This window comes from Paraburkholderia sediminicola (assembly GCF_046026895.1).
In the GTDB taxonomy this organism is placed as follows: Bacteria; Pseudomonadota; Gammaproteobacteria; order Burkholderiales; family Burkholderiaceae; genus Paraburkholderia; species Paraburkholderia sediminicola_C.
Window position 1 is genome coordinate 77,191 of the sequence record NZ_JAQQEU010000018.1, and the last position, 19,160, is coordinate 96,350.

Below are 19,160 nucleotides of genomic sequence, written 5' to 3' on the forward strand. Positions count from 1 at the left end.
TCGTTACCCGGAAAAAACCTTGTGCCAACGTTACCGGGTCACTACCGGCAAGCGCATAGATATTGCCATCGGCCGCTTCCAGATTGATCTGCGCGGCTTGAGTGACACCACGATCGACGACGGTGCCGTGACTGCTTGTCTGCACGAACACCTGCCTGTTGCTCGACGATTCGTACAACACCACCTGCTGCCCAGCGACGTATTCGGCCGTGCCGTTCGGTGCGCTCACTGATCCTGCGTTCACCACGGCGTCTCGTGCGATGAGGAAGACATCGCCGCCGCTGGAACTGATCTTGCCAAGATTCACCACCTTCCCATTCGCTGACCCAGCAAGCGTGAGCGTCCCGCCATTGATGAAGGCGCTATTCGGTATGTCGAGCGTTGCAGCCACGAATCGTCCGCCCGTGCTGATCACGCCGCTCGGACCCACCAGGACACCTTGCGGGTTGATCAGATACACACTACCCGTTGCATTCAGGCTGCCGAGAATCGCTGAAGGCGCGCCGCCCGTCACCCGATTGAGCGTTGCGCCCGAACCGTTGTCGAAAGTGACGGTGTTTGCCTTGCCGATCGAAAAAAAAGCTGCTCCAGTCGATCACGCCGCGAGCCGAACCGGGCTGCGTGACGACGAGCGCGGTGCCTTGCCCTGCTAGGGTTCCTGCGCCGGCAATGTAGTGGCCGCCTTGCGGGAGGACGCCACCGGCGACCGCCGTGTGCGCCAACGACAATCCAGCGAGAGAGATACCAATGAGGGGCGCGATGCGATGCGGGGAGAGTCGGCCCCATAGTGGGCGTCGTTCTGGACGGCGTGAGGACGAAGATGACATATATCCTCCTTTCGCGGAGGCTGAATGGATGACAACGGCCCCGCAATGCGACCGGAGTCACGTGAAGCGTTGCTTACCACATTCGGAATACTAGTTACCGTGCCTGCGTCGTGCCAGTAAATGTCACAGCGCCGCCCGGATGAGTCTCGCTTGAATCATCGCTTAGGATACTGAACGAAAACCGTCATAGGGTCGCCTGCTCCGCACCGGCCAATTAGCCCGCCGCATTTCAATAAGCTTTCGGCGCAGCTACCACTGGCTGGGTCCGGCCTTCGATAACCACCCCCGCATCCAACGGCCCGTCGGCGCGAGTTTCAAACCTACGAGACGAGGCGAAGTCTTTCAGACGCCAACATGTTGCACGCCGTTAACTCAGATCTTGTGCAAGCCATGTCTCGACGCAATCGGTGTCGGTCCTTTTCCACCAGGGCGAATCTGAAGAACATCCGACGTACCGGCATGATTGCTGCGATAGCCGCGCCGCAATCGGCGGTCCGCCGTAAGCTCCATTTCGACAGGGGCCCATGATCAGACATTACTGCACAATACGATGCGCGTTGACTGTCACGCAAGGCAATTGCCACGCCGTAAAGTCTACCTGTGCCGTCACTCGGCTGCGCCGCTCGCGCGGCCATCTGGCTTACGTCTTGATAACAAACGGTGGAGGGGATCGCCGATCGGTGACAACGCATAGAAGCCGTGGCACTGTTCAATCCCGGTTGAGGATCATTCCGGGCCCCGTCATCCAAAGCAGCATCACCTGCTTCCGGAGCTACCTATGAACGAAGCCGTGTCCAAGCCGCCCAAGCGCTCCCGACGCGGGCTCATTCTGTTCGTACTTATCGTGCTGGCGCTGATCGCAGTGGTCGCCGTCCACCTGTTGACGCGGAAGAAACCCAGCCGTGAGACTGCGCCCATCGTCGTCACGGTGGCGAGCGCGGCACTCGGCTCGATGCCGGTCACGTTGAGCGAGCTCGGCACGGTCACGCCGACTGCGACCGTGACCGTGCTGCCGCAACTGAGCGGCTACCTCACGGCCGTCGGCTATCACGAAGGCCAGGAAGTGCAGAAAGGCCAGTTCCTCGCCCAGATCGATCCGCGCCAATATCAGATCAGCAAGCAGCAGGCTCAGGCGACACTTGCCAAGGACCGCGCGACGCTCGCGCAGGCGCGCGCCGATCTGGTCCGCTACACGCAGTTGAACGAGCACAAGTCGATCGCGCAGCAGACCTTCGCGGACCAGCAGTTCCTCGTCCAGCAGGACGAGGCCGCGGTCCAGTCCGATCTGGCCAACATCGCCCAATTCGACCTCGATCTGGCCTATTGCCGCATCACCGCGCCCGTCTCCGGAAAGGTCGGCCTGCGGCTGGTCGACCCGGGCAACTATGTGACGGCGTCGTCGACGACGGGGATTGTCGTCATCACCACCATCAAGCCGACCACGGTGCAGTTCACGGTGCCGCAAGACGCGCTGGGCTCCATCGTGCAGCGCCTGAATGCGGGCGCCTCCTTGCCGGTCACCGCCTACACCAGCGACAACTCGCGCGAGGTTGCCACGGGAACGCTGTATGCCATTAGCAACCAGATGGCCACGGCGACCGGCACGGTCACTTTACGGGCCACTTTCGCCAACGATGACGAGGCGCTGTTCCCCAACGAGTTCGTCAACGTCAAGCTGCTGGTCGATACGATGCAGAATGCGGTGCTGGTGCCCACCCCCGCCGTGCAAAGCGGCGCGCCGGGCGACTTCGTGTATCTCGTCAATGCGAACAATTCGGTTTCCGTGCACAAGGTCAAAATCGGCCCGAGCGACGGCAGGAACACGGTCATTCTCTCCGGCCTGTCCCAAGGCAACCTGGTAGTCACGGACGGCACCGATCGTTTGAACGACGGCGCCAGGATTCAGGCGGCCAGGGCGAAACCCGCAACGGCCAGTGCCCCGGCCAGTGGCGCCGCTGCTGCGTCCGCGGCGGCGGCGAATGCTGCGTCGTCGTAGCGGGCTCACGCGCCGATGAATATCTCCCGTCTGTTTATTCTCCGACCGGTAGCCACGCTGCTGCTGATGATCGCACTCGTGCTGGTGGGTCTCGTCGCGATGCGCGTGCTGCCGGTTTCGTCGCTGCCCAACGTCGACTATCCGACCATCCAGGTGCAGACCTTCTATCCGGGTGCGAGCCCGGACGTGATGGCCACCACGGTCACCGCGCCGCTGGAAGTGCAGTTGGGCGAGATTCCCGGCCTGCAGCAGATGACGTCGTATAGCTCGGACGGCGCGTCGGTCATCACGCTGCAGTTCGATCTGTCGCTGAACCTCGACATTGCCGAGCAGAACGTCCAGCAGGCCATCAACGCGTCGAACAGCTATCTGCCCTCCGGCCTGCCGGCACCGCCGACCTATGCGAAAGTCAATCCAGCCGACCTGCCGATCCTGACGCTTGCGGTCACCTCGAAGTCGATGTCCTTGACCCAGCTCGAGGACGTCGCCAACAATCGCCTCGGCACGAAGATTTCCGAAGTGTCGGGCGTGGGCGTCGTGACGACGAGCGGCGGCAACGTGCCGGCCATCCGTGTCGAAGCGGACCCGCACAAGCTCGCGGCCTACGGCCTGAATATCGACGACCTGCGCACGCTGCTCAGCTACGTCAACGTCAGCCAGCCGAAGGGCAATTTCGACGGCCCGGATCTCGACTACACGATCAATGGCAACGACCAGATCACCGATCCGCAGGACTATCTGGACACGGTGATCGCCTACCAGAACGGCTCACCGGTGTTCATGCGCGACGTCGCGCGAGTCAGCCGGGCCGCGCAGGACGTGGAGCGCGGCGCCTGGTACAACGGCTCGCCCGCGATCGTGCTCAACGTGCAGCGGCAGCCTGGCGCGAACGTGATCGCCACCGTCAACCAGATCATGAAGCAGTTGCCGCAGCTCGAATCCACGCTGCCGGCCGGCATGAAGGTGACCGTGGTGTCGGACAGCACGGGCGTGATCCGCTCGTCGGTCTCGGACGCGGCGCTCGAACTGATCCTCGCCATCGTGCTGGTGGTGGCGGTGATCTTCGTGTTTCTGCGCAACGTGCCCGCCACGCTGATTCCGAGCATCTCCGTGCCGGTGTCGCTGATCGGCACGCTCGCCGTGATGTACCAGCTGAACTACTCGATCGACAACCTCTCGCTGATGGCGCTCATCATCGCCACCGGCTTCGTGGTCGACGACTCGATCGTGATGATCGAGAACATCGTGCGCTATCTGGAGGAGGGCAAGACGCCGCTCGAAGCCGCGCTGGAGGGCGCGGGCCAGATCGGCTTCACGATTCTGTCGCTGACCATTTCGCTGATCGCCGTGCTGATTCCGCTGCTCTTCATGGGCGGCGTGATCGGGCGTCTGTTCAGCGAATTCGCGGTGACGCTCGCGGTCACGATCGTCATCTCCGCAGTAGTGTCGCTGACCGTGGTGCCGATGCTCTGCGCGCGCATGCTGCGCGCCCGGGCCGAGCGTCATCCGAGCCGCTTCGAGCGCATCAGCGAAGGCCTGTTCGACAAGACGCTCGCCGCTTATGAACGCGGCCTGCGCTGGGTGCTCGATCATCAGGTGCTGACGCTCATGGTGGCGCTCGGCACCGTCGTGCTGACCGGCATCCTGTATGTGGTGATTCCGAAGGGGCTCTTTCCGGTGCAGGACGTCGGCGTGATCGAGGGGATCAGCGTGGCCGACAACTCGGTGTCGTATGCCGCGATGGTGAACCGCCAGAGCGCGCTCGCCGACGCGATCCTGAAGGACCCGGATGTCACTTCGCTGACCTCCTACGTGGGCATCGACGGCACAAACTCGACGCTCAACAATGGCCGCTTTCTGATCAATCTGCGTGACCGTGACAAGCGCTCCGATACGGCGCAGGAGATTGCCCGGCGTCTGCAGCAGGAAGTCGCCAACGTGCCCGGCGTGAAGCTGTACATGCAGCCCGAGCAGGATCTGACGCTCGACACGACGGTTTCGCCGAACCAGTACAGCTTCGTGCTGCGCGGACCGAGCCAGCAGGCGTTCCAGAAGTACGTGCCGGAACTGGTGGCGCGCCTGAAACAGATTCCGTCGCTGGCTGACGTGCAAAGCGACATGAATAGCGACGGTCTGAGCGTGAACGTCGAAGTCAACCGGCAATTGGCCGCGCGCTTCGGCATTACGCCCGCGACCATCGACAACGCGCTATACGACGCGCTCGGCCAGCGGATCGTCTCGACGATCTTCGAACAGTCGAATCAATACCGCGTGATTCTCGTCGCCAAACCGGAAACGCTGCCGAATGTGCAGTCGATCGGCAACCTGTATCTGCCGAGCCAGACCAGCAGCACGGGTCAGGTGCCGCTATCGGGCGTCGCGAAGATCCAGATCACCAAATCGCCGCTGGTGATCAGTCATCTGGCGCAGTTCCCGTCCGTCACGATCTCGTTCAACCTCGCGAAGGAAGCGTCGTTGAGCACGGCGGTTACGGCTATCCGTCAAGCCGAGCAATCGGTGAACCTGCCGGCGTCGATCACCTCGTCGCTGCAGGGCGCGGCCCAGGCATTCGAGGACTCGTTGTCGAGTGAGGTCTACCTGCTGATTGCGGCGCTGGTAGCGGTGTATATCGTGCTCGGCGTGCTGTATGAGAGCTTCATCCATCCGGTGACGATTCTGTCCACGCTGCCTTCGGCGGGGATCGGCGCGTTGCTCGCGCTGATGATCGCCGGCAGCGACCTGGATGTGATCGGCATCATCGGCATCGTGCTGCTCATCGGCATCGTCAAGAAGAACGCGATCATGATGGTGGACTTCGCGCTGGACGCCGAGCGCAATCACGGCAAGGCGCCGCGTGAGGCGATTTTCGAGGCGTCGCTGCTGCGTTTCCGCCCGATCCTGATGACCACGCTCGCCGCCATGCTCGGCGCGCTGCCGATGCTGCTCGGCACCGGCACGGGTTCGGAATTGCGCCGGCCGCTGGGTCTGGCGATCATCGGCGGTCTGACCTTGAGCCAGATGCTGACGCTCTTCACCACGCCGGTGATCTACCTGTTCTTCGACAGGATGGCCGAGCGCTTCAGGCGCCGGCGCAACCGCGTTAGTCCGGGGAATCCGCCTGACGGCGGGGCGGAGGACGCGCGGTGAACATCTCGGCGTTATTCATCCGGCGCCCGGTCGCGACCACGCTGCTGGCAATAGCGATCCTGATCTCCGGGGCGCTCGCTTATTTCCGGCTGCCGGTCGCGCCGCTGCCGAATATCGCCTTTCCGGTCATCGTGGTGCAGGCCAACATGGCGGGCGCGAGCCCGGACATCATGGCGGCCACGGTGGCCGAGCCGCTCGAGCGGCGGCTCGCCACGATTGCCGACGTCGAAGAACTGACTTCGATCAGCTATGTCGGCTCGTCGATGATCATTGTCGAATTCGGTCTGAAGCGCGACATCAACGGCGCCGCGCGCGATGTGGAGGCGGCTATTCAGGCGGCCCGCGCCGACTTGCCGACCACGCTGCGCAGCAATCCGACCTATCGCCAGTACAACCCGGCGGACGCGCCCATCATGGTGCTCTCGCTGACGTCGGACACGCTCACCAAGGCGCAGCTCTACGATTCCGCCGATTCGGTGATCCAGCAGCAGCTCTCGCAGGTCAAGGGCGTAGGCCAGATCACGCTCGGCGGCGGGGCGTTGCCGTCGGTGCGGGTCGAACTGCAACCGGGCAAGCTGAACAGCTACGGCATCGGTCTGGAAGACGTGCGCGCGGCAATCAGCGCGGCCAACGCCGACAGCGCGAAGGGTCATCTCGACGTGGGCAACCAGCGCTACGTGGTCACATCCAATGACCAGATCACCCACGCCGCGCCGTATCGCGACCTGGTGGTCGCCTATCGTAACGGCGCGCCGGTCCAGTTGCGCGACGTGGCCGAGGTCAGGGACTCGAACGAAAATATCCGCAATGCAGGGCTCTTCAACGGCAAGTCGGCGATCCTCGTCATCGTGTATCCGATGCCGGGCAGCAATGTCGTGAGCACCGTCGCGCAAATCCGTCAGGTCCTGCCGTCGATCGAAGCGACGCTGCCGAGCAGCGTGCATGTGGGCGTCGCGATCGACCGCTCGGAGTCGGTCCGATCGTCGGTGGGGGATACGGAGCGCACGCTGTTCATCGCGGTGCTGCTGGTGGTGGGCGTGGTGTTCGTCTTCCTGCAGTCGCCGCGTGCCACGCTGGTGCCGGCGGTCGCGCTGCCGCTGTCGATCGTGGGCACCTTTGGGCCGATGTACCTGCTTGGCTATAGCATCGACAACCTCTCGCTGATGGCGCTCACCATCGGCACCGGCTTCGTGGTCGACGACGCGGTGGTGGTGCTGGAAAACATCGTGCGTCACATGGAGTTGGGGCTCAGCCCGAGAGAGGCCGCGCTGAAAGGCAGCGGCGAGGTGGGCTTCACGGTGATCTCGATGAGCCTGTCGCTGATCGCCGTGTTCCTGCCCATCATGTTGATGCCGGGCGTGGTCGGTTTGCTGTTCCATGAGTTCGCGGTCACGCTGTCCATCGCGATCATGATTTCACTCGTGATTTCGTTGACGGTCACGCCGGCCATGTGCGCGTATGTGCTGAGCCGCGACAACGCCGGTCATTCGAAAGCCCGCTGGGCGATGTGGATCGAAAAGCAGTTCGATCGTTTCAAGAATGCGTACGCACGCTCGCTCACGGCGGTACTGGATCATTCGCTGCTCGTCATCTTGCTGTTGATCGGCCTGCTCGTGGCCAACGTGTTCCTGTTCAAGCTGGTGCCGGCCACCTTCTTTCCCGAGCAGGACACGGGCATCCTGATCGGGCAGATCATCGCCGACCAGAGCATCTCCTTTTCGGCGATGCAAAAGAAGCTCGCGCAATTGCAGGAGATCGTGCAGAAGGACCCGGCCGTGGCTTCGGTGGCGGGCTTTACGGGCGGCCGCGCGCTCAACACCGCGAACGTGTTCATCGAACTCAAGCCGCTGGCGGAGCGGCACGTCACGGCCACCGAGGTCGTGAACCGCCTGCGGCCCAAGCTCAACGAGGTCTCCGGCGCGCGGCTCTTTATCCAGGCACAGCAGGATCTGCGGATCGGCGGACGGCAATCCGCCGCCGAGTATCAGTACACGCTGACCAGCGACGATTCCGCCGCGCTGTTCAGGTGGACGCCGCGCCTCGTCGCCGCGCTCGGCAAGGAACACGACCAGTTGCTCGATGTGAACTCGGACTTGCAGCAAAACGGTTTGCAGACCTACGTGAGGATCAATCGCTCGACGGCGGCGCGTTATGGCTTTGCACCGAACCAGGTCGACAACGTGCTGTACGACGCATTCGGCCAGCGCACCGTATCGACCATCTACAACCCGCTGAACCAGTACTTCGTGGTGATGGAGGTGGCGCCGGATTACTGGCAGTATCCACAAACGCTCCAGCAGATTTATATGAGCACGGCCTCGGGCAATGCCACCGGGACGGCGGCCACGCAGATGCCGAGCGGCACGGTGAAGGCCGCTACCGAAACCAGCACGGCCGCATCGTCCAATACGAACACGCTCAACTCGAACGCGCAAGCCAACGCGACCATCAATAGCATCGCCAACAGCAAGGGTGGCAGTTCGACCGGCAGCGCGGACAGCACTTCGGCGGAAACCATGGTGCCGCTGGCGGCACTCGCCTCGTACTCGAACAGCCATACGTCCACGCAGGTGAACCATCAAAGCGGTCTCGTGGCCGCGACGATCTCGTTCAACCTGCCGGCGGGCGGTTCGTTGAGCAAGGCGGCCGTGTCGATCAACAACACGATCCGCGAGATCGGCATGCCCGCCAGCATCCACGGATCGTTCGCCGGCGCGGCGGCGGCCTACTCGCAGTCGATGGGCACGGTGCCGCTGCTGATCCTGGCGGCGCTCGGCGTCGTCTATATCGTGCTCGGCGTGCTGTACGAAAGCTCGATCCACCCGCTGACCATCCTGTCGACACTGCCGTCGGCGGGCATTGGCGCGACGCTGGCGTTGCTGATCTTCGGCACGCCGTTCTCGGTGATCGCGATGATCGGCATTATTCTGCTGATCGGTATCGTCAAGAAGAACGGCATCATGATGGTCGACGTCGCGATCCAGTTGCAGCGCAGCGAGGGCATGCCCGCGCGGGACGCGGTTCACGAAGCCGCCGTGATACGTCTGCGCCCGATCATGATGACCACCTTCGCTGCGGTGCTCGGCGCGGTGCCGCTGGCCATCGGCATTGGACAGGGCGCGTCGCTGCGCCAGCCGCTCGGTATCACCGTGATGGGCGGCCTGATCCTGAGTCAGATCTTTACGCTGTATACGACGCCGGTGATCTACCTCTACCTCGACCGCCTGCGTTTCAGGCTGGTCAGGTGGTCCGCAAACCTGCCATGGAACCGGGACGCGGAACAACCGGGACAACCGGACACGAAGGCATGATGATGAAGATCTCCCGCAAACGCATGGGGCCGCTTGGTCGCGATGGTCACATTGATCGCGTTGGTCGGCGCAGCCCGCTTCGGCCGCTGGTCGCCGCCGCGCTGACCCTGCTCGGCGCTGGCTGCACGGTCGGCCCGGACTACCACCGGCCGCCAGTCAACGTACCCGCCACGTTCTCGGAGCTGCCGGGCTGGACGCAAGCCGAGCCGGCCGCAACGGGACCGAAGGGCACATGGTGGACCGCCTTCAACGATCCGCTGCTCGACCAACTCGAGCCTCTGGTGTCGGTGTCGAACCAGACGGTGCGTGCGGACTACGCGAACTATCAGGAAGCGCTGGCGGAAGTGCGGGCTGCGCACGCCAGCCTCTTTCCGACGATCGGCGCGACCGGCTCGGCCGCCAAAGAGCGCGCCGCCAGCGGCAATGCGGCCAGAGTGGTCAACTCGGCTTCGCTGGAGGGCAATGTGAGTTGGGCACCCGATCTGTGGGGCCAGGTGCGGCGCACGATCGAGGAAAGCGCCGCGACGGCGCAGGCAAGCGAAGCCACGCTCGCCAATGCGACGCTCGCCGAGCAGGTGGCGCTCGCCACGGCGATCATCGAATTGCGTACCAGCGACGCTAATATCGACCTCCTGCAAAAGACGGTGGTCGCCTATCAGCACTATCTCGACGTGGTGTCCGAGCAGGATCGCGCGGGCACCATCCCGCCGAGCGACGTGATCACGGCTCGCACCCAGTTGAACACCGCACGTTCCGACCTGATCGCACTCGGCGTGGCGCGTGCCCAGGACGCGCATGCGATTGCCGTGCTGGTGGGCAAGAACCCGGAAGAGCTGTCGATCACGCACAGCACCGCGATGCCGACGCTGCCGGACGTCCCGGTTGGCGTGCCGTCGACGCTACTCGAACGCCGCCCCGACATCGCCGCTGCCGAGCGCAGGATGGCCGCGCAAAACGCCGCGATAGGCGTGCAGGTGGCGGCGTATTACCCGACGATATCGCTCTCCGGCGTGGTCGGCTTCACGCAGTCGCCGCTGTCCGGACTGCTGAACGTGGCCAACTATGTCTGGTCGCTGGGCGGGAGCGCCACCGAAACGCTGTTCGACGGTGGCTTGCGCAGCGCGGACGTCGACGCGGCGAAGGCCGCCTACGACTCGGCGGTCGCCAACTATCGCGGCACGGTGCTCACCGCGTTCCAGAATGTCGAAGACGACCTGTCCGGCTTGCGCATCCTGGCCGAGCAGGCGGTCGTGCTGGAATCGGCCGTGCTCGACGCAAACCGTGGCGCCGAGATTGCCTTCAACGAGTATCAGGCCGGCACGGTGGACTACACGACGGTGGCGGTCGCGCAGGCCACGCAGTTGAGCACGCAGCAGACCGCGCTGAATGTTCAGGAGTCGCGCCTGCTGGACGCGGCGTCGCTGTTCGGCGATCTCGGCGGCGGCTGGTCGACCGGCGAGTTGCATGATCCGCGGCATCCAACGGCGCGACAGGCAACGCCCACGCCAACCGATGATGCCTCCGCGCACGACGCTGAAGTGAAGACGCGGTGACATCGGATCGCACGCGCTGAGGCGGAGCACGCGAAGGACTCTCGCGCACAACCGCCGAAAAGCGACACGCCCATTCCGATCCGAGCACAACGCGTATCTCCCGCCGACGCACCGTGACCTCACGCCTCCCGTTCAACCATCGAATTGACTGGCAAGACCAGACTATCGCTGTTGACCTGTCGGTCGGGCGCTAACACTTTTAGCGACAGCAAGGCTGTCCGGCCGTCGCAATCCATTGCTGGACAACGGTTTGCGCGCAATGGCACGGGCTATGCGACAACGAAAACGCCGAGTATGAAGAACAACGCTCCCTGGGCGGAGCTCATGTTGTCCAAGCTCGATGAATTGGACGGGAACTACGAAGGTGTGATCAGGCATGCGAGCAAGATCGACGAGCAGAGCAAACAGGACAAATCGTGGGAGAAGGCAGTCTCGTGGGCTTATTACAACTGGGGCGTGGCACTCAACGATCTAGGCTGTCATCAGGCCGGTGCCGACGTGCTGAAGGCGTCAGTGACCAGGAACCCATCTTATGCACCCGCGCACAATGCGCTCGCGCGTTCATACAACGCGCTCGCGATAGCGAGCGTCCGTGCCGAACCGAAGACTGCCTCGCTGACCGATTTTCGCGCGCAGGCACGCGCAGAGGCTACGAAAGCAGTGGAACTCGATCCTGGTTACCAGGAGGCGTTCGTGAACCTGGGCGATGCCTTGCGACCGCAGCGCGCCGCGTCGGCCGGTCAAAACATGAAGGCCGCTGATGATGGCAACGAGAAAGAGGCCCGGGAAGCGTATGAGAAAGCGATTGCGTTGAACGTCGACACTGCCGGGCGGGCGCGTCAGCAACTCGCATCGATGCCCGGCGGTTATCCCGCGGCTGCCAGTGAGCGAGTTGAGAAGAAACGGCCGGAATGCCGGCAGGACCTGCCGCCGTCTCTTCTCGAGGCATCCGGCTGCAGCGACGCGGAGATCCGTGTGGCGGCCACGCGCGGAAATGAACCCGTCAGAATCGGACTCACCGGCAGCCGAAAGGCGGCCAGCATATGCACTAACCCGGCGCTGTTGCTTCGGCAAAGTGATTTCATCGCGAACTCCGCTGACAAAAGCGGGCAAATTACCGCGATACAGCGAGATGCCGAGGGCACGGGCCGCTTACCCACGCGCCGGCAGCGAGGCTGAAGCCGGGTAACGGATCTCGGCCACGCAAATTTTGGGCAAGCCGAAGCTCGGCGATAGCTCGCATACCATGCGCGACCTGTCACGCGTCAAAAGCGATACGACACGCCGATTTGCACCACCGGATACCAGCGGTACGGCGACACCTTGGACCTTAGTTCACTCAGCCCCTCGCTCGCGATTTGCTGACTCATCGCTGGACCGGTCCTCTGAATCAGTGCCGGCGAGAGTGTGTAGGAAACCTCGGGGATGCCATAGGCGCCCCCCACATCTACGATAAACCCGAAGCCTTTCGCCTGCGGATGATGCCGGTAGCCAATGCCAAAGTAAGGCATCACACGCGGGTAGCGGGCTTCGGCGACGGCGTATTCTCCGGGAAGTGCCGGATACTGCTTCCCGTTGAACACGTAAGTGCCATTGGTCGGAACCGAAGTCCCTGTCAGATGATCGTCGTTGAAGTGCACGCCGGCCGTTACGCGAAAACCGCTGGTGTGAAGCGGAAACAGGTCGAGAGACAAGCCGCCTTGACGAAGATCCAGATCATCTTTGTATCTGATTCCTGAGATGGTGAAATCGTGATGCAAGCTGATCGCATTGAAGTCCGCACGCAGACCCATGATCTGCGGGGAGAATTACTTAGCTCCACCACGCTTCCATTCTGTTGACGTGAGCTGCTCCGCTATGATGGGCGGAGCGATACGAAGGCGGAGGGTGTTGTCGACTTGCTGATCGGCGGACGATCGATCGCGCAGTACATCAGGATTGCTAAGGTCTGGATAACCTGGTTTTTTAGGAGTAGCCAATTCTAAGACCTCGCAATATAAGCAGTACTTTGCATATTGATCCAGCTCGCCGCTCTATCCTTGCCGTGACAAAACCAAAGCGATTTCTGCCCCTCCAGAAGCCCAGTCGTTAATTTTCGGGTTAATGGTGAAGTTAAGCGACGTTAACCCGAGTGGCATTTTGAATGGCAATACTCCGTCCTGTCGTATGCGACAGCGTGCGCATCGTCGCAGCAAGCCGGCAAGGTGGAACTGCCGTTTGGCGGTTTCAATCGCTCCGGGTACGCGAGAAAGGTGCGCAGGGACTTCGTGACTTTGCGCAGATCAAGACTAGTGTCGTCGCTCTGTAAGCGCGTTCATCTCATTCCAAAGTCGGATTTATGTCAAGCATAGAAACAGAACTGTCGAATCCGGGTGAGCCGGGCGACACCAGCCGGCCGCGCACTGAAACCGCGCCGGGTGGTTCAATCGAGTATCTGTCCACGCCCGCGTTGCTACTCGACGAGAGCCGCATGATGCGCAACATCGCGCGGCTACGAGGGCGCCTTGCCGGACTTGGCGTCACGCTGCGTCCACACCTGAAGACGCCCAAGTCGATCGAAGTCGCGCGCCGCGTAATGGACTGTCCAGCGGGTCCGGCGACCGTATCGACGCTGCGAGAAGCGGAACAATTCGCCGCCGGCGGCGTACGCGACATCCTGTACGGCGTCGGCGTCGTGCCGAGCAAGCTTGAACGCGTGACTGCGCTGCGTCGGCAGGGCGTCGAATTGTCGCTCGTGGTGGACAACCTCGACGCCGCACGTGCGGTGGCCGCGCATGCGCGCCGTACCAACGATCCGATTCCAACGCTGATCGAGATCGACTCGGACGGTCATCGCGCCGGCGTGCGACTCGACGATACCGCCAATCTTCTTGCTATCGGCCGGGCGTTGCATGCAGGCGGCGCGGAGTTGCGAGGCGTCATGACGCATGCGGGTGAATCGTACGCCTGCAGGAGCGTCGAAGAGATCGAAGTGGTTGCCGAACGCGAAGGCGCGGCCGCGGTCGGTTGCGCGGCGGTACTCCGCGATGCGGGGCTGCCCGTCCCCGTGGTCAGTGTGGGCTCGACACCGACCGCGCATTTTGCGCGGGACCTGACGGGTGTCACGGAGGTACGCGCAGGTGTGTTTGTGTTCTTCGATCTCGTGATGGCGGGTCTTGACGTGTGCACCGTCGACGACATCGCGCTTAGCGTGCTTGCGACCGTCATCGGTCACCAGCCCGACAAGGGATGGATTCTCGTCGACGCGGGCTGGATGGCAATGTCGCGGGATCGCGGTACGGCATCGCAGCGAATCGATCAGGGCTACGGGGTCGTGTGCAGCGTCGACGGCGTGCCCTACCCGGACCTGCTGATGGTTCAGGCCAATCAGGAGCAAGGGATTATCGCGGTGCGACCCGGCAGTACGGCGTCGCTGCCTCAACTGCCGATCGGTTCGCTGGTGCGCATCCTGCCCAATCACGCGTGTCCGACCGCCGCCCAGCACGACCACTACGAGTTGATCCGCACAGGCTCAAGGGAGATCACGGCGCAATGGCCGCGATTTCGAGGGTGGTGAATTCGAGCGACGAATCAGTACGGTTGCCTTCTTTTGCGTTGCAACGTACGCGTCCGGAAGTACGGCAGCCATTCGCATTCCGGCGAACGGCCGGCCGCGAGGGGGAGCGGCCGTGGTGAACTTCCTCATGAATTGCTGCAATACAGTTTTGCGGAAATCTTCTTGCTGCCGGTAGTGTCGTTCACTTCGCCCGCGATGACGACGACGGACGGGCAGGAATCGCTCAAATGAGACGTGAGAAAGAAATGGCGATCAAAAAAGCCACGGACTAAGATCGTCTGATCGCTGCGCCAAGGCTTAAGGTAATGATCTCAACCGAGGACCTGCACTTTTTCATCGCGCTCACGAGCGCTGTCTCGCTGGCGGATGCCGCACGCAAGCTCGATGTCACACCGCCCGCGGTTACGCAGCGACTTCGTCTTCTGGAAAACCGGCTGGGCATGCGGTTAATCGACCGGTCGGGCCGGCGCATGGTGCTCACCGACGAGGGCGAGCTGCTTGCGGTACACGCGCGCCGGATCTGCGATGACATCGGTAACCTGTCCGATACCCTCGTGTCGCGACGCGGCACGGTGGCAGGGCACCTGCGTGTGATCGCGCCGCTCGGTTTCGGGCAGCGTTACGTCGCACCGGCCATTGCTCAGTTTCGCAGCCTGTATCCTGAAGTGAGCGCAAGCCTTATGTTGTCCGATCGCCCCGCGCGCTTTTCCGACGACATGTGGGACCTGATGGTGCATATCGGCGAATTGCGCGATTCGTCGCTCGTCAGTCGGCGCCTTGCACCTAATCGCCGTATCCTGTGCGCCGCGCCGCGCTATCTGGCGCGGCGCGGCGCACCACAGCATCCGGACGAACTGCGCATGCACGACTGCATCGCGCTGCGCGAAAACGATGAAGACGTGACAATGTGGCGTTTCACGCCGAAACACCAGGGTGCGCCGGCGAGCGTCAGGATCGAGCCCGTGCTGACAAGCAACGACGGTGGCACTGTGCGCGATTGGGCGCTTGCCGGGCTCGGCATCATTGCGCGTTCCGAGTGGGACGTCGCCGAGCATCTGCACGCGGGTCGGCTTGTCGCGCTGCTCGACGCATGGACGCAACCGGACGCGGATATCGTCGCATTGATCAGCTCGCGGCATGGACGCTCGCTGCGCGCGACGCGTTTTCTGGAGCTTCTCCAGGCGGCGACATTGCAACAGCCGTGGCTACCGCGCGTCGGCAACGAGCAGCCCCAGTGTGATCGGCGCGTGCAGGACCTGTGGGCCGATGAGTTGACGGATCGTACAACCGCCGCCTGACCCTTTGTGACCGCGCGCGGCGACGCCGCGAAGCGACCAGACGCCATGCCGCACGTCAATCCCGGTAGTCGGGTTCCAGCTTGTCCAGTCTGCGCTTGATGCTGTCGAGGTGCAGCCGACTGCCTTCGTCGGCGACAGACTCCATTTGTTCGAAGGTCAACCGCGCGATGTCCGGCTCGACTGGCTTGAGTGGCACGCCTGTTGAAAGCGCCATGCGTTCCACTTCGCACACGCGTTCGAGATAGTAAAGATCGTCCCATGCCTTCGCGATGCTTGAAGCCACGACCATGACACCGTGGTTCTTCAGGAAGATCACGTCCGCGCTCCCGAGCGCGGCGGCGATCCGGTCGCCTTCACTGCTGTCAAACGCGAGGCCGCCGTAGTGCTCATCCACTGCGAGCCGGCCATAAAACCTCAGCGAGGTCTGGCCGGCCCATCTCAAGGGCGGGCCGTCGAGCATCGACAACGCGGTCGCGTTCGGCATGTGGGTATGAAAGCAGGCGACCGCATGGGGATGACGCATATGCACCCGCGCATGGATATGAAAGGCCGTGCTTTCGGGCTTTCCTTCTCCCGCAAGAACGTCACCGTCGAAGTTGCAGACCAGCAGGCTGGACGCGGTGATTTCATCGAATGCGTGACCGAGCGGGTTGACCAGAAAGAGCGCCGGATAGCCCGGCACCAGCGCGGAGAAGTGATTGCAAATCCCTTCGTGAAGGCCGAGTCGCGAAGCCATGCGAAAGCACGCGGCAAGATCGGTGCGTGCCTGCCGTATGGCTGGGGCATTCAAATCGTCAGCCGTGGGGCGTGAGCTTGAACACATTGTGGCGCGAGTGGAAGCAGCATCAGTCATGCTCTCTATCCGGACGTCTCCCGCCTGCGGGAACTGCGGTTGAGCGCAGGGGCAGCTCAACCACGTTGCGCAACCTTTCGACGTACCGGTCCATTGGAAAACAGATTGCCTGTAGGGTCCGGCCGTTCGTCCGGTCCTGCCCGCTAACTGCCTGAAGCGGGCAGGACCTGACATTGCGGCCGCCGAGCCGATGATACTACCAGGGCCACGCCAGCGAGGTCGCCCCACCTGTTTCGCAGGCGCGCTCATGAAGCAGACGCGCGACGGTCAGGTCCTGCAGGGCGATACCTGTCATGTCGAATACGGTGATGTCGTCTGGTTGCCGGTTGGCCGGCAGCCGGCCCGTGATCAGATCGCCGATCTCGATACATGCGGTATCGGGCGCCCATTGTGTCTCGCCGATTTCGCGCGCCTGCGTCCGGTCGTCGACAAAGAGACGGACGCGTTTCAGCAAACCGTCTGGAAGTTCGCGTTTGCCTTTGGTGTCGGCGCCGACGCAGTTGAGGTGCGTGCCGGGTCGTACCGCCTGTGCGTCGAAGAGCGGGCCGGAGCCCGGCGTCGCCGTGATCACCACATCGCTTTCGGCGACGGCTGCGTTTCGGTCGGTCGAATGCGAGACTTCGCAGCGTCCGTCGAAATGCGCTTCGAACGAAGCGTCGCGCTGACCGTCGACGGTGACATAGCGGACGACGGAAAGCCGCTCCAGCACGCGCAATGCGAAGCTGACCTGCACGCGCGCCTGCACGCCAGTGCCAAACACGCACAGGCTAGTGCTGTCCGGACGTGCAAGCAGCGTCAAACCCAAGCCGCCTGCGGCGCCCGTGCGCATGGTCGTGATCGCGTTACCGTCGATCACGCATACAGGCCGGCCGGTCTTCGGATCGATCAACATGATGGTGGCCTGATGCGGCTCGCCACCCAGTCCGCGATTTGCTGGCCAGAACCCCGCTGCCTTGAATCCGAGCAGGGCCTGCGACTGGACGTCACCGGACTTGATCCCGAATACGCCCCCCGTGACGAGCGGCTCCCTGACAACAGGAAAGACGCGACCTTCGCCCTGGCTGTGCAGAGCGAACGCCTCCCGTACTGCTTCGACTACGTGATCAGGCATTAGCAACGCCTCGACCTGGTGTTTATCGATAAGGACCAGCTTTGCGTCATTGCGCATCGTCGTACACCCTGAGTTCGTGAAAAATCCCCATGCCGCGTGTCCGGCATCAAGAGGCGCTACGCGGGGTGCGCTCGCCAAGTGGCTGCAACGCCGCGCGGCTTGTGCGCTCTACAAACAGCACCATCATCGCGGACACGCACATCATTCCCGCCACACCGAGCATCGGCACACGATAGGAGCCGGTCATATCGTGCAGCCAGCCGGTAGCGTAAGGTCCGAGGAAGCCCGCCAGCGTGCCGATCGTATTGATGAGCCCAATACCCGCCGCAGCCGCGGCATTGCTGAGATAGCGCGGAGGCAACTGCCAGAACGATGCATGCGGGGTGTAGACGCCGACTGCGCCGAGCGTAAACGCCGCCATGACCTCGTACGGCGATGACAGGAACAGCGCTGCGGCGAACGACAAGCCGCCCACCGCCGTCGGGATCGCAACGTGCCAGGCGCTGAGCGTGGTTCGTCGCGCATAGTGTCCCCACAACAGGATGGTCATGGCCGATACCGCAAACGGAACAGCGGTGATCAGTCCAACCTGGAACACCGAATACTTGACGGCGAACATGCGGGAGAACTCAGCGACGATCTGCGGCAAGAAGAACGACAGCGCAACGACGCCGATATTGATTCCGAAGTAGATCAGTCCGAAGGCGAGGACTCGCCGATCCAGCAACGCAAGCCACGCGTTTTTCGGCGACACCCGCTGCGCTTCCAGCCTCTCCACGGCGAGCGCCTGGCTCAGTTCGGCGCGCTCGTCGGCGGTCAGCCAGCGGGCGTCGTCGGGGCGGTCTTTCATGACGATGAACGTGACGACGCCTAGTGCGATCGCCGGCAGTCCCTCGATGAAGAACATCGAGCGCCAGCCGGGCCAGCCGAAGAGATGCACGTGCTCCATGACGAGCGTCGAAATCGGTGCGCCGAGCATGTTCGACAGCGGGATGGCGAGAAAGAGCAGTGACATCAGCCACACCCGTTCCTGCCGCGGCAGCCAGAACGTGACATACAGCACCATCCCCGGGAAAAATCCGGACTCTGCGATGCCGAGGAGAAAACGCAGCGCGTACAACATGTGGGCGCTGTTGACGAATGCGGTCAGCGAAGCGATCACCCCCCAGGTGACGAGAATACGCGTCATCCACAGCCGCGCGCCAAAGCGCGCCAGCATCAGGTTGCTCGGCACGGCGACCAGAATGTACCCGGCGTAGAAGAGGCCGGCCGCCAATCCGAACTGGGACACCGACATGCCGAGTTCGCGATTCATCGTCAGCGCCGCGTAGCCGACGTTCGCCCGGTCCATCTGGTTGACCATATAGAGCAGAATCAATAGCGGCGCGAGGCGCAGGATGACCTTCCGCGCAGTCTGTGGTCTGATTCGCGTTGCGTTCAATGTATCGTTCACCGGGAAAGTCCTCTCGTGTAACAGTACGTGCCAGGGGCCTGCCGTGCAGACGGGG

10 protein-coding genes and 2 pseudogenes are annotated in these 19,160 nt (G+C 62.9%); 7 read left to right on the plus strand and 5 right to left on the minus strand.

What is annotated here, in order from left to right; all coding sequences use genetic code 11:
• Positions 1-16: 16 nt before the first annotated feature.
• Positions 17-827 (minus strand): annotated as a pseudogene (locus PQR02_RS15405) (two-partner secretion domain-containing protein); the annotation flags it as partial.
• A gap of 778 nt (positions 828-1,605) precedes the next feature.
• Between PQR02_RS15405 and PQR02_RS15410 the strand changes: the two are divergent.
• The 5 genes from PQR02_RS15410 to PQR02_RS15430 all read left to right on the plus strand — a co-directional run bounded on the left by PQR02_RS15410 (position 1,606) and on the right by PQR02_RS15430 (position 12,013).
• Entirely contained in the window at positions 1,606-2,823 is a 1,218-nt protein-coding gene (locus PQR02_RS15410; RefSeq protein ID WP_408232107.1) for an efflux RND transporter periplasmic adaptor subunit, read from the plus strand.
• Between the two features lie 15 nt (positions 2,824-2,838).
• On the plus strand, positions 2,839-5,970 hold the full coding sequence (locus PQR02_RS15415; protein ID WP_408232110.1) for an efflux RND transporter permease subunit: 3,132 nt from the start codon (positions 2,839-2,841) through the stop codon (positions 5,968-5,970).
• Entirely contained in the window at positions 5,967-9,281 is a 3,315-nt protein-coding gene (locus tag PQR02_RS15420; RefSeq protein WP_408232113.1) for an efflux RND transporter permease subunit, read from the plus strand. The genes PQR02_RS15415 and PQR02_RS15420 overlap by 4 nt, the downstream gene beginning before the upstream one ends.
• Positions 9,278-10,834 (plus strand): efflux transporter outer membrane subunit, encoded by a 1,557-nt coding sequence (locus PQR02_RS15425; RefSeq protein ID WP_408232116.1) that lies wholly within the window; start codon positions 9,278-9,280, stop codon positions 10,832-10,834. Before PQR02_RS15420 ends, PQR02_RS15425 begins: the two co-directional genes overlap by 4 nt.
• A gap of 294 nt (positions 10,835-11,128) precedes the next feature.
• Positions 11,129-12,013 (plus strand): tetratricopeptide repeat protein, encoded by an 885-nt coding sequence (locus PQR02_RS15430; RefSeq protein ID WP_408232119.1) that lies wholly within the window; start codon positions 11,129-11,131, stop codon positions 12,011-12,013.
• Between the two features lie 86 nt (positions 12,014-12,099).
• On the opposite strand, the pseudogene PQR02_RS15435 reads toward PQR02_RS15430, so the two are convergent.
• Positions 12,100-12,630 (minus strand): annotated as a pseudogene (locus tag PQR02_RS15435) (hypothetical protein); the annotation flags it as partial.
• A 674-nt stretch (positions 12,631-13,304) separates the two neighbouring features.
• On the opposite strand from PQR02_RS15435, the gene PQR02_RS15440 reads away from it, so the two are divergent.
• Both PQR02_RS15440 and PQR02_RS15445 read left to right on the plus strand, forming a co-directional pair.
• Positions 13,305-14,390 carry an alanine racemase gene (locus tag PQR02_RS15440; protein ID WP_408232204.1) on the plus strand — a complete coding sequence of 362 codons (1,086 nt, stop codon included), beginning with the start codon at positions 13,305-13,307 and terminating at the stop codon, positions 14,388-14,390.
• 305 nt (positions 14,391-14,695) lie between these two features.
• The gene (locus PQR02_RS15445) at positions 14,696-15,688 is read left to right on the plus strand and encodes a LysR family transcriptional regulator (RefSeq protein ID WP_408232123.1); all 993 of its coding nucleotides are present in this window, start codon (positions 14,696-14,698) and stop codon (positions 15,686-15,688) included.
• Positions 15,689-15,743: 55 nt separating this feature from the next.
• On the opposite strand, the gene PQR02_RS15450 is transcribed toward PQR02_RS15445, so the two are convergent.
• The 3 genes from PQR02_RS15450 to PQR02_RS15460 form a co-directional block, all read right to left on the minus strand.
• Positions 15,744-16,511: an aldolase gene (locus tag PQR02_RS15450; protein ID WP_408232207.1), complete on the minus strand. Its 768-nt coding sequence runs from the start codon at positions 16,509-16,511 to the stop codon at positions 15,744-15,746.
• Positions 16,512-16,737: 226 nt separating this feature from the next.
• Positions 16,738-17,709 carry an ornithine cyclodeaminase family protein gene (locus PQR02_RS15455; protein ID WP_408232126.1) on the minus strand — a complete coding sequence of 324 codons (972 nt, stop codon included), beginning with the start codon at positions 17,707-17,709 and terminating at the stop codon, positions 16,738-16,740.
• 49 nt (positions 17,710-17,758) lie between these two features.
• Positions 17,759-19,105, minus strand: a complete 1,347-nt coding sequence (locus tag PQR02_RS15460) for an MFS transporter (protein WP_408232129.1) — start codon at positions 19,103-19,105, stop codon at positions 17,759-17,761.
• Between the last annotated feature and the right edge of the window lie 55 nt (positions 19,106-19,160).